Origin of the sequence: Streptomyces sp. NPDC048211, from assembly GCF_043202315.1 — a bacterium.
Lineage (GTDB): Bacteria > Actinomycetota > Actinomycetes > Streptomycetales > Streptomycetaceae > Streptomyces.
Genome location: NZ_JBIDAD010000001.1, coordinates 1,405,746 through 1,417,466 on the forward strand (window position 1 = coordinate 1,405,746; position 11,721 = coordinate 1,417,466).

Annotated in this window: 8 protein-coding genes and 3 pseudogenes; 7 read left to right on the forward strand and 4 right to left on the reverse strand. The window is 67.8% G+C overall.

What is annotated here, in order from left to right; all coding sequences use genetic code 11:
- Window positions 1-443: 443 nt before the first annotated feature.
- From ACGFZA_RS06375 to ACGFZA_RS06390, 4 genes and pseudogenes are all read left to right on the forward strand, one after another.
- On the forward strand, window positions 444-707 hold the full coding sequence (locus tag ACGFZA_RS06375; RefSeq protein WP_393677475.1) for a helix-turn-helix transcriptional regulator: 264 nt from the start codon (window positions 444-446) through the stop codon (window positions 705-707).
- 231 nt (window positions 708-938) lie between these two features.
- Complete coding sequence (locus tag ACGFZA_RS06380) at window positions 939-2,411, forward strand: UvrD-helicase domain-containing protein (RefSeq protein ID WP_393677477.1); 1,473 nt, start codon at window positions 939-941, stop codon at window positions 2,409-2,411.
- A 401-nt stretch (window positions 2,412-2,812) separates the two neighbouring features.
- Window positions 2,813-3,064: pseudogene (locus ACGFZA_RS06385) on the forward strand (DNA-processing protein DprA); the annotation flags it as partial.
- A gap of 197 nt (window positions 3,065-3,261) precedes the next feature.
- Window positions 3,262-3,969 carry a DUF3800 domain-containing protein gene (locus tag ACGFZA_RS06390; protein ID WP_393677479.1) on the forward strand — a complete coding sequence of 236 codons (708 nt, stop codon included), beginning with the start codon at window positions 3,262-3,264 and terminating at the stop codon, window positions 3,967-3,969.
- A 197-nt stretch (window positions 3,970-4,166) separates the two neighbouring features.
- On the opposite strand, the gene ACGFZA_RS06395 is transcribed toward ACGFZA_RS06390, so the two are convergent.
- From ACGFZA_RS06395 to ACGFZA_RS06405, 3 genes are read right to left on the reverse strand one after another with little or no spacing between them, the layout of a single operon-like run.
- Window positions 4,167-4,685 carry a DUF6262 family protein gene (locus ACGFZA_RS06395; protein WP_393677481.1) on the reverse strand — a complete coding sequence of 173 codons (519 nt, stop codon included), beginning with the start codon at window positions 4,683-4,685 and terminating at the stop codon, window positions 4,167-4,169.
- Window positions 4,682-7,162, reverse strand: a complete 2,481-nt coding sequence (locus ACGFZA_RS06400) for a tyrosine-type recombinase/integrase (protein ID WP_393677483.1) — start codon at window positions 7,160-7,162, stop codon at window positions 4,682-4,684. The genes ACGFZA_RS06395 and ACGFZA_RS06400 overlap by 4 nt, the downstream gene beginning before the upstream one ends.
- Window positions 7,159-8,328 carry a tyrosine-type recombinase/integrase gene (locus ACGFZA_RS06405; protein ID WP_393677486.1) on the reverse strand — a complete coding sequence of 390 codons (1,170 nt, stop codon included), beginning with the start codon at window positions 8,326-8,328 and terminating at the stop codon, window positions 7,159-7,161. The genes ACGFZA_RS06400 and ACGFZA_RS06405 overlap by 4 nt, the downstream gene beginning before the upstream one ends.
- Window positions 8,329-8,451: 123 nt before the next feature.
- Here ACGFZA_RS06405 and ACGFZA_RS06410 point away from each other — a divergent pair.
- The 3 genes and pseudogenes from ACGFZA_RS06410 to ACGFZA_RS06420 all read left to right on the forward strand — a co-directional run.
- Window positions 8,452-8,928, forward strand: a pseudogene (locus ACGFZA_RS06410) (DNA-processing protein DprA); the annotation flags it as partial.
- A gap of 290 nt (window positions 8,929-9,218) precedes the next feature.
- Window positions 9,219-10,055, forward strand: coding sequence for an RNA polymerase sigma factor WhiG (gene whiG, locus ACGFZA_RS06415; RefSeq protein ID WP_326739059.1), 837 nt, complete (start codon window positions 9,219-9,221; stop codon window positions 10,053-10,055).
- A gap of 136 nt (window positions 10,056-10,191) precedes the next feature.
- Window positions 10,192-10,767, forward strand: a complete 576-nt coding sequence (locus ACGFZA_RS06420) for a TetR/AcrR family transcriptional regulator (protein ID WP_385286811.1) — start codon at window positions 10,192-10,194, stop codon at window positions 10,765-10,767.
- 200 nt (window positions 10,768-10,967) lie between these two features.
- Here ACGFZA_RS06420 and ACGFZA_RS06425 read toward each other — a convergent pair.
- Window positions 10,968-11,711, reverse strand: a pseudogene (locus ACGFZA_RS06425) (peptidoglycan DD-metalloendopeptidase family protein); the annotation flags it as partial.
- Window positions 11,712-11,721 lie beyond the last annotated feature (10 nt).

The following is an 11,721-nucleotide window of genomic DNA, read 5'->3' on the forward strand; positions in this document are numbered from 1 at the left end:
CAGTCCGCCCGGATGAGCAGGAGTCGCAGCGGCCCCGAACAGGAACCCTGCCGCCGGTGCCACGCGCAGGACTTCTCGCGGCACTGGCAGGTGCGCAGATGCGGCGGCAGCCGGGACGCCATGAGGTGGCCTGCGAGATGCTGACGGATCTGCGCGACTGCGACAGCCCCCACCGCGGGGACGGGGAGTGCGCACCCGCTGCAGAGGAGCGTAGGGCGCCCCGCCGGGCTGCTGATCGTGACGGTCCAGGCGCGCGCGGACAGGGCCATGGGTATCGGTCCCTCCAAACCGTGATCGGTCAGTCGCCGACCCTGGTTCCGGGCGACTCCGGGAGCCGCCACCATAGTGCAGACCTCTGCCCTATCGATGGCGCTTCCGCATCGCCACAAATAGGGCAGAGGTCTGCACTGCCAGGGCAGGGGTCTGCACCATGTGATGGATGGGTGACGATCTTGCCGCCGCCGGAGCCCAATCCGACGGCACTACGGCTCTCCCTCTCGTACCTGCGTGCGCAGCACGGGTGGAGCTACGACGAGCTCGCCTCCCGCAGCGGCCTGTCTCGCCGCACCCTGATCGAGATTGAACAGGGCCGCACGATCGGCACGTTGGCCACCTGGCATGCGCTCGCCCATGCCTTCTCGCTTCCGCTGGGCGAGCTGCTTGGCCCGCTGTGCCAGGGCCACGAACCTCCACGCTCCGAAGGCTGAGCCCAGCCGCCCGGCGGCCACCCGAACGGGACAGCACTCTCGCTCATCCGTGCCGGATTCGCACTCTCGTTTCCCCATCGTCACCGTATCGAGGGGACCGGGCGGCGCGTACGCAGATGAGCGGCGGGTTCATTGGCACGTTTCCTCCAGCACCTGCCCCAGGTGCAGCCTATTTCGCGGTGCTCGTGCGCAGCGGACGTGGGCCCTCGAGCTTCCGGAGAGATCTGTCCCATGCCCTTTTCCCCGACCGACGAACAGGCCGCCGCTCTGGAGGCTTTCCGAAGCGGCGGCCATCTCGCCATTCAGGCCGGCGCCGGTACCGGCAAGACGTCCACCCTCGAATTCCTCGCCGCACAGATGCCCAAGCGTCGTGGGCGCTACGTCGCCTTCAACCGAGCCATCGCCCTGGATGCCGCCGCCCGTTTTCCGCCGACGGTGCAGTGCAAGACCGCCCACTCTCTGGCCTACGCCGCGCTCGGCCACCTCTACCGCGGCCGTCTCAACAGCCCTCGAAGGCCCGGCTGGCGGATCGGCCAGGACTTGGGCCTGAACACCCCGGCCAAGATCGGCCGGCTGGGCCTGATGCCGGCCACTCTGTCCAACGCGGTGCTGCGCACGGTGACCCGTTTCTGCCAGTCGGCCGATGCGGAACTGGCCTACCACCACGTTCCGCATCTGCGCGGCATCGACGACTCCGACGATCATGCGGAGCTGGCCGAGCTGATCCTGCCGTACGCACTCAAGGCGTGGGCCGACCTGCACGACCCACACGGCGGCACAGTGCGTTTCGAACACGACCACTACCTCAAGATGTGGGCGCTGACCGAGCCCGCCCTACCCGGCGACTTCCTGCTGCTGGACGAGGCGCAGGACACCAACCCTGTCCTCGAGCAGATCGTCCTGGCACACAGCGAGCGCTCCCAGATCGTCATGGTCGGCGACTCGGCGCAGGCCATCTATGGCTGGCGCGGCGCCCGCGACGTGATGGCCCGGTTCGCCGGCCAGCACCTCACCCTCACCCGCTCCTTCCGCTTCGGCCCGGCGCTCGCCGTCGAGGCCAACCGCTGGCTCGCCCTCGCAGGCGCCCCCATCCGGCTCTCCGGCACACCCGACATCCTCACCACTGTCGGATCCCGCACGGGCCGCCCTGACGTGGTCCTATGCCGGACCAACATCGGAGCGATGGCCGAGGTCCTCACTCTCATTGCCTCCGGTGCCGCCACCGCACTGGTCGGTGGCGGCGAATCACTGCGCGCTCTGGCATCAGCCGCCCGCGACCTCATCCAGGGACGGCCCACCCACCATCCCGAGCTCGTGCTCTTCACCACCTGGAACGCGCTGCGCGACTACGCTGAACACGACCCGGCTGGCAGCGACCTGCAGCCCTTCGCCAACCTCATCGACGAGCACGGCCCAGACACCATCCTCCAGGCCGTCGACCGCCTCGTCCCCGAGGCTGCAGCCAAGATCACCGTGTCCACCGCCCACAAAGCCAAGGGGCGGGAATGGTCCCGGGTGCGCATCGCATCCGACTTCACCCCGCCCAACGACAGCGACGAAGTTGATGCCCAGGGCCGTCCCGTTCCCCGGCCTGTCGACGAGGCAGAGGCTCGCCTGGCATACGTAGCCGTAACACGTGCTCGCCACCACCTGGACCCCACGGGTCTGGACTGGATCAGCCAACACCCTGACAACCCCGCCTAAACCGCATCCGAACCCAACGCGCGCGCATGGCATAGCTCCGACCTCAGGTGCATGTCGCGGCTCAGCCCAGCAGCCGGTATCCCATCGTGGAGGCGGTCACCGCCCGGCGGTCAGTGACGCGGCCGCCGACGCGGAGGCGCTGCTTCACCCTGAAGCGGCGGTGGGGGCACCCGATACGACACGACCGCCACCATCTATCTCACAGGACTCCACCTCGCTGGCATCTTCACCTCGTCAGCGCGGTGACCGGAAGGAACGGAAGGGCGGTGAAGCGTGATCCTCGGCGGGATACGCCATGCAACATCTCTGTTGCATTCCTTACTCAACGCCCAGCGATGATTTCGCCTGCTCAGCCCCTAGAGTCCAGGGGAAGGTGTAGAGGGCCGCCAGCCGACTGAACTAGCGGAAGAACCTTCGGGGTCGACGGGGCTGCTCATCGCGGCGCCCTGGCGGCCGGTGGCGCGACGATGGCGGTACTGGCCTGCGGGGTGGACGTCGCCTACCCGCGCGGCCATACCGAGCTGATCGGACGTGTGGTCGAACAGGGGCTCGTCCTCGGTGAACTGCCACCGGCCGAGCATCCCACCCGCAGCAGATTCATTCTGCGGAACAGGGTGATCGTCGATTCTCTGGGGGAGGCGCGTGTGGTGGAGCGTCGTTGACCCAGTTTGCGCAGCTCAGCGCACGTGGATTAGACACTAGTAACTGCAACACCTGTGGTGCAAGCGCTCGTAGTGGTGAGTGCCCGGGCAGCGTCTGGCGCCTGCCGTTGAGGGGGCTGCGCGGGGCAGTTGAAATCTGGGGCATATTCAGGTGCCACTTGTCCGGTGACGGCGCGTAATATTGCCGAGTGTTCTTGACCTATGTTGATGAGAGTCACTCGCGAGGGTTGTACTTCCTCGTTGCGTTGCTCTGTCCAGACACGGAGGCGAACTCCCTGTCGGACGCCCTGGATCAGGTGATCCTCAAGGCCGGACGCGCTCATGGGAAGCTCGCGCCCGAGACCGAGCTTCACGGATACGACATCTTTCAGGGCAAGCAGGCTTGGTCAGAGCTGAGCGACAAGCCCAGGGCACGCATCGCTGTCTATGGCGATGCCTTGCAGGCGATCGCCGAGCATGACGTCAAGGTCATCATTTCCGGAGTGGATCTCGTCCGGCTCAAGCAGCGGTATGGCCGCAACGCGGAGCCGGCGCACTCGATCGTCCTCTCCCACTTGCTGGAACGTATCGACGAGTATGCGAAGCCTCGCGGCGAGCTGGCCCTGATTATCTCTGACGAATGTGATGGGCAGGACGACTATCGTCGCGATCTGCGCCGCTATCGCTCCGAGGGAACCTGGGGCTATAAGCCTAGGAAGATCACGACGGTCGTTGACACGATGCACTTCGCCTCCTCAGAGGCGTCGCGGCTGGTCCAAGCGGCCGATCTCATCGCTTTCCTCCACCACCGGATCGAGTCCGGGAACGACAAGGATCCGAGGGCGAAGAGGGCCAACGCACGACTCTACGAACGTATCCAGCCGAAGATCGTGAGCGTGCGGACCTGGTTTCCGTAGACGCACGAAGGCCCCGCGCTCGGCGGGGCCTAAGGCTGGACGGGTGCCAGGTTCGCTGGTCACCTGCGACACCAGTATAGCAGCGAGAGCGTCACTGCCAATAGATTTCGGTTACTTCATAGCGCCTCTGACCTGGGGTTTTGCTGCTTCTCGGTTTGGGAGCGTGCGTGTGTCGACGTTGCCTCGGTCAGAGCTGATCACGCGCGTTGGTTGAGCGACCGAGTCAGTTCCCGGTTCGCTGCTCGCGCCGCCTCCAACTCCTCGGTCCGCTCGTCGAGCTCGTCCTGCTTCGCGGCGACTTCTTGTTCGAGGAGGGTGATGCGTCGCTGGAGTTGGTCGATGTCGACGGGTGCGCCGAGGCCGGATTCGGCCCAGACGGCGTCGCCGAGCTGGGAGGACAGGCGGTTCTCCAGCTGCCGGACCCGCGCTGTGAGGCGCTTGTTGCGTTCCAGCGCGTTCGCGAGATCGGTCTGCAGTGAGGCCCGGCTGACTGCGGCAACCCTTCCTTCCTCGGCAGGGGTGTTGGCGGCGGCGTGGACGCGTTCGAGTAGGTCGCGGTGGCGATAGAGGAAGGTGCGATCGACTCTGGCGGCTCTGGCGAGACCCGAGACGGTGATGTCTCCGCCGTTCTTGGCGGCAGCGTCGATGGCTTTGAGGACGCGTTCGCGGCGGCGGGTCGAGTCCGCGCGCTTTCCGTCGATCATGGGGTTGGTCATCCTGTGGGCCTTTCGGGGCGGAGGTCTTCGGGTGGCCCAACGCGGGGCAGGCCGAGTGAGACGACGCGGCGGGTGCGGCGGACCACAGTGACGGCTTCCTTGATCTGAATCTGGTCCTCCTCGGTGAGGTCGTCCAGGTCCTCCCGGACGCGTTTGATCAGGCGGCGGACCCGCGTGATCTCCTCGTCGGAAGGCATGGCATCGGCCTTCGCCCAGGAATCGGCTGCGAATGCGGCGAGGCGTTCGCGGCCGCGGAGGAGATCGGCGAGGTAGGCCTCCAGGTCGGGAAGGTAGGAGACGTCGGTGCGGAAGTGGTCGCAGCCGACGCAGCGGAATCGGACGGGGCAGTCGTGTCCACCGGCCTGCACGTTGGTGGGTTCGGTGCAGAGTCCATAAGGCACCTGGACCTCCCCGATGGCCCGGCGGGCATGCTCGGAGTCGAGCAGGGCCTGTGCCTTGCGCCAGACGCGGTTGCCGTTCCGGTCGAACTGCATCGCGGTGACCCGTTCCACCGCCTCACGCTTGCGTTTCTCGCCGACCCGGTAGTACTGCTGGGTGGTCGTCAGTTGACGATGGTCCATGAGTGACTGCAGGGCATCGGGAGCGACGCCGGCGTCAGCGTGCCGTTGAGCGTAGGTGTGTCGGTAGGCGTAGGGAAAGATCTTCGCCTTGTCGAACGGCAGCATCTGAGTGACCTGGCGGCCCTTGACTGTGACCACGGTGGGGACCAGGAACTCGGGTAGTGAATCCACCCAGGTTCGGTGGCGGGCGGACAGCCATTCTGCGGAGATCGGCTTGGTGCCCATCGCGTTGGTCAGGACGGTGGGCAGCAGCTTGAGCTCGCTGGTGGGGGTGTTCGGAAACCGTGCCCGTACTCGTTCCTGCTGAGCGGTGATCACGGCGCCTGTCTCGCCGCTGATGGGCAGGCGACGGGCTTTCCGCGCCGCCTTGTGGTTGTCGTAGACCAGCGTCAGCTTGCCGTCCTCGTCGCGCTCAAGGCAGTCGTAGGGAAGCCGGCAGATCTCCGTGGGCCGTCGGCCGGTGTCGATGACCAATTCCACGGCCGTGCGGATCTCGGGGGCTCCCGTGGTTTCGAGGCTGTCGAGGTGTTGGCAGAGCTGTGTCATCACCTCGGCTGGCAGATCGCGGCCGGCCTCGCTGTCCTCGGGGTCGTCCGGCACGTCCTCGGCCCGCAGGCCGAAGGTCTCGCAGATCCCGTGCAGGGGCTGATCGCGTTTGGTCAGGCCCAGGGTCCGCATTCGGCTCAGCAGGCGCCGGGCATACCGGACCAGGCGGACGTGTGTGTATCCGCTGATCTCGCCTTGCTCTTTCAGGAACAGCAGGCGGTTCAGGAAGATCGTCAGGTCATCGCGTGCGACAGTGCGAACGTCCTCGCCGTGGTCGGGCCGGTTCAGCCGAAGGCTGTCCGAGAGCTGGACGATTGCGTTGATGTGCGACTGGACGACCGTTCGGCCCTTGCCCCGCCGTTGCGGAATGTCGTCCAGGGCCCAGGCCTTCGTGGCCTCTCGCAGCCAGAATTGACTGATCTTGTCGAAGTGGATGTAGCCGTCCAGGCCAAACGCGTAGCCGGACCAGATGTCCTTGTGCCGCTCGGTCTCGGGGGTGAGACCGAAGCGGCCGAGGTGTTTGAGGAAGCCCTTGGCCGCGCCGGCCGTCGTGTGGTTGACGTTGCCCAGGTCGAGCTCGGTGAGCGTTGTCACCTGCTGTGAACGGATCAGATCGCAGAGCGGTCGCAGGATGTAGTCCTTCTGCATCACGCCCTCGCGGACACGTTCCTGCAGGCCGTAGAGGACCTCGTGGACCACTCGGTCGGGTAGTCCACGCAGGCTGATGACGCCATGCTCGGAGACCGCGTTCGTGGTCCGGCGCCAGTGGTCCTCGTCGCCCAGAGTTCCCTTGCGGATCGCGGCCCTGCGGCGTTGAGCGTGTGCGGGGCAGTAGCCGGTCGGACTCTGACGTTGCCGATAGCACGCGGCGACGTGACAGGGGCCGAAAGCCTCCAGAGGGACGACATCGGGATGCTGTACGAACTCTTCGACCGGGATCTTGTAGATCCGCTTCTGTTGATGAAGGTGAGCGGAGCAGAGGGGAGTGGACAGGCCGTTGCTCGGCCGGGCGCACTCAGGGACCTTGCAGGGAACCTCACCTATGGCCCGCCAGACCCGCTTTGCGGTTCCGGTGAACTCCTCGATGCTCTGTCCGCTCTTCTCCCACCGCCTCATGCAACCGACGCAGAGGCCGTGCTGAAACGCGTAGTAGACCATCTTGTCGCAGCCCGTGACCAAGCAGTCCGGCGCGCTGAACTGTGGATGGTCGCGAGGGATGATCAGCAACTTGATCTGTGGATCCCAGCTCATGAGCTGCAGAAACTCGGGGTTGACGGCTTCGTGCAGAGGGCTGGCGATCTCATCTGTAGTGGAGCTGGCGGTCGAGGCGACGGCGCGAAGGGTGCTCATCGGTCGGTGCCCCCGAACTGCAGGCGAGGAGAGGGGACCCGCTCGATGGCGTCCCGCAGCCGGGTGCGGGACGGGTGGAGATAGGGGCTTGGCGAGTGAGGATTCTTCTGGCCGAGCAGAGCCTGGACCTCGTCCAGACTGCCCCCGGCGTCCGCGACGTTGCTGGCCATTGCGTGGCGACACATCCGCGGCGTGATCATCCGGCCCAGGTTGGCCCGGCGGGACAAGGACTCGCAGAGCTCGCCGATCGCGTCCGTACTCACCGGCTTGCCGTATGGCGGCCGGAAGAGATTGACCAGCAGGAAGTCACTGTCGCCAGCGGGGAGATTCTCATGGCGTTCAAGCGCGTACTGATCGAATGCCTGAACCACGAGGAAGTCCACCGGCATCGCCCATGCCTTCTTCGACTTAGACCAGGCGCCGTTCTCGTTCTGCCGGCGGGCGACGTGGACGTGGGCGCCCTCGATGTCACACCCCAGCGGCCTGGAGTCCATCAGCAAATGCGAGTCGCTCCGGCGCAGGCCCGCAACTTGCCCCGGACGCAGGCCGACACGCGAGAGAAGCAGCAGCGTCAACCGGTCCCGCGCGGAACGACAGGCCAGGAACATCGCCACGACTTCCTCGTCGCTGGCGCGGTCGATGCCCGTCTCCGGCTCATCGACCCGATGGCGAGCACGCAGCCGCAAACGCATGCCACCGCTCTCGCCCTGGGCCTCCTCGGGCAGATCGCGGGTGTCGCCAACCTCGTAGATCTGCTCCAGCACCGAGCCCGCCACCAGCTTGTTCGTCACGGCGTAGAGCAGGAACATCCGCACCGCGGTGAGGACCTTGTTGACCCGGATCTCGGCCCGGACAGGCTTCGATCCCGGCCCTGGCACGACCACCGGTGCGTTGGCGCCGCGGCCTGGCGTCCACTTCAGCCAGAGCATGAACAGCCCCATCTCCCGGGCTGCGGTTCTCCAGTCCCGCCCCGTGGCCAAGCACCAGCGGAAATACAGGACGACTCCCTCGGCGTACGCCTTGGTGGTTGTCTCCGCTCGTCCCCTGGCCAAGCGGGTCTCTCGCAGGAACTGGTCGGCCTCCCTGATCACCTCGAAATCATCGTCAACCACGGTCCAGTACTGGGTGCCCGACGGCAGCACCACACGAAATGCCCGCACTTCCACTTTGCCTCCACGGCTTGATGCAACGATCTGCCGCAGAGCCACACCCCCTGAGACCTGTTGCAGAAGGACCCTACGAGAGGCCCTCCGCAACGACACACCACCCCTGCTGACCCCCCAGAGAACGCCGCGTTGACGCGTGGAACGGTCGTCGTCGAGGCCGAGTACCGCAGCGGTTCCCTCGTCACCGCGCGCTCCGCCCAACGGCTCGGCCGCTACACCATGGGCGTACCGGGCCCCGCCACCAGCGGTCTGTCGGCCGGCGTGCACGAACTCCTGCGCGGCGAAGGGGTGCTGGTGACGGACGCTGCGGAAGTGGCCGAACTGGTCGGGGACATCGGGGATCTGGCTCCGCCGAGGCGCGGGCCGATGCTGCCCCGCGACCACCTGGACCCCGTCTGCGGCAGGGTGCTCGACGCCCTGCCGGCCCATGGTTGCGTCAACGGACGAGAGGTCGCGCGCGCCGCGGCCACGAGTGCCGACGAGGCGCTCGGCAAGCTGTACGAACTGCACTCACTGGGGTTCGTCGAACGCGAAGGCGATGGATGGAGGTTGACGAAGCGGCCGACATGCAATGGCGACGCGCGGCGAGGCGGTTCTTGACCTGGGGCATTCGGGTGAAAAGGTGATGCCGATGACCTCGGTGGATCCGTCAGTGACGCCTCCGGGGCCGACGCGTGAGGCGACGGCCCCGGACATCCGTCATGTCCTCGCTCAGGTGCGCAATCGTGTCCGCCGCCGCGTCACGCTCCACGTCCGTTCGCCGGGAAGCGCACAGCACCGATCCCTTATCCTGCGCGGACCGCGACACGTCAGTCACGCTACGCTCACGAGGATTCCGGCCCAGATACAAGTCCCCCAGCACTTCACGGCAGAACGGCTCAAGGCACCACATGCCCCAGCACACCTCCGGGTCTGACCGCGCGGCAGCGCCACCGGCTGCGCGTGGCACTGTGCGCCCGCCCGCCCCCTCCTCGCTCGACGAGTTGTGGCGCTCGTACAAGACCACGGGCGACGGGCGGTTGCGGGAACAGCTGATCCTGCACTACTCGCCCCTGGTGAAGTACGTCGCCGGCCGGGTGAGTGTGGGCCTGCCGTCCAACGTCGAGCAGGCGGACTTCGTCTCCTCCGGAGTCTTCGGGCTGATCGACGCGATCGAGAAGTTCGACATCGAGCGCGCCATCAAGTTCGAGACGTACGCGATCACCCGCATCCGGGGGGCGATGATCGACGAACTGCGGGCGCTGGACTGGATCCCCCGCTCCGTGCGCCAGAAGGCGCGGGCGGTGGAGCGGGCCTACGCCACCCTGGAGGCGCAACTGCGACGCACACCCTCGGAGACGGAGGTCGCAGCCGAGATGGGCATCGCGCTGGAGGAACTGCACGCGGTCTTCAGCCAGTTGTCGCTCGCCAACGTCGTCGCGCTGGAGGAGCTGCTCCATGTGGGCGGTGAGGGGGGCGACCGTCTGAGCCTGATGGACACGCTGGAGGACACTGCTGCCGACAACCCGGTGGAGGTGGCCGAGGACCATGAGCTCAGACGGCTCCTCGCCCGCGCGATCAACACCCTCCCGGACCGCGAGAAGACGGTCGTCACGCTCTACTACTACGAGGGCCTCACCCTCGCCGAGATCGGCAACGTCCTCGGGGTCACCGAGAGCCGGGTCAGCCAGATTCACACCAAGTCGGTGCTGCAACTGCGCGCGAAGCTGGCCGACGCCGGACGTTGAGACGGCCGGGGGAGGCCGGGCGGACCCGGGTAGCCTCCCGGCTGGAGCGCTTCGGTCAACGAACCCGGCCGCCCGCCCCCCTCGTGAACACCGGCCGCCGTAGAGTGGTGGCGTGCCCAGGATTCGAGCGGCCTCCGTGGCCGAGCACCGGACCATGCAGCGCGGCGCCCTCCTGGACGCAGCGCGCTCCCTGCTGTCCGAGGGGGGCACGGAGGCGCTGACCTTCCCCGCTCTCGCCGAGCGCACGGGCCTCGCCCGGTCCTCCGTCTACGAGTACTTCCGCTCCCGTGCCGCCGTGGTCGAGGAGCTCTGCGCCGTCGACTTCCCCGTATGGGCGGCCGAGGTCGAGAGTGCGATGGAGCGGGCGGGGACACCCGAGGAGAAGATCGAGGCGTACGTCCGGCGGCAGCTCGACCTCGTCGGCGACCGCCGGCACCGAGCCGTCGTCGCGATCTCGGCGAGCGAGCTGGACGCGGGAGCCCGCGAGAAGATCCGGGCGGCGCACGGCGGCCTCATCGCCATGATCGTGGAGGCACTCGGTGACCTCGGGCACGATCAGCCCCGGCTCGCGGCCATGCTGCTCCAAGGCTCCGTGGACGCGGCGGTCCGCCGTATCGAGCTGAGCGTGGCGGAGGAGCCCGGAGTGATCGCGGACACCGCCGTCGCCATGGTGCTGAACGGCGTCCGGGGCATCCGCGGCGACCACGGCTGACCCTCTCGCGAGGCACCCCGCCCGGCTGCTTGCCGTGGCGACCGGAAGCTACGAACAGCGGTGCGGGGTACGGGCACACCTGACACCGGCAGCAGCCGTGAGGGTCCGCGCCGCAGCAGTGACGTCGGCAGCAGTGACAGCGGGTCCAGATACGCATCCGCGCGCCGCAGGCCCCAGTGCAGACAGCCGGACGCGCAGTGGGACGGCCCGGCCGACATGACCGCCACCACCTGCCCCGCCGCGACCTCGTCGCCCTTCGCGACCAGCGGGCGCACCGGCTCGTAGGTGGTCCGCAGCGGCGGATCGCCCGTCCCCGCCAGCTCGATGACGACCACGCCGCGCCCCGCCACGCCGCCCGCGAAGGAAACCCGCCCCGCAGCGGCCGCGAGCACCTGCGCACCCGGCCCGGCACCGAGGTCCACCCCGCGATGCCCCCGCCCGTACTCCGTGGCCGGAGGCTCCCACCCCCGCAGGACCGGGGGCCGCCCTTCCAGCGGCCAGACCCGTTCACCGCCCGGAACCGCCGGCCCGGGTGGATCGCCGGCCGCCGCATCGGGCGGCGCGCTGGCTGAAGCACCCGGCTCACCGGCCCCACGAGCAGCCCCCGAAGCCCCAGCCCCACCTGTCCCGGAAGCGCCGGCCCCAGCCCCAGCCTCACCCGTACCTGCACCCCGACCCGAAGCCCCAGCCCCACTGGAACCCGTACCCGTACCCGTACCCGCACCCCCGCCCCGACCCCCGGCCGCGCTCGGAGGTGGCCCTTCCGCCGCCAGGGCGTACGGCCCGCCGCATCCACCCGCGAGCAGCCCCATGAGCAGTAACCCCGTGACAGCCACCGTCGCCCTGCCGGCGCGCCATCCGGTCGCTCCGACCGGCGCGCCGCGACGGGCGGCCGTGCGGGTGGAGTGGATCCGGGAACCGTCCCGTTCAGATGTGAAACGCATGCCGCCACCG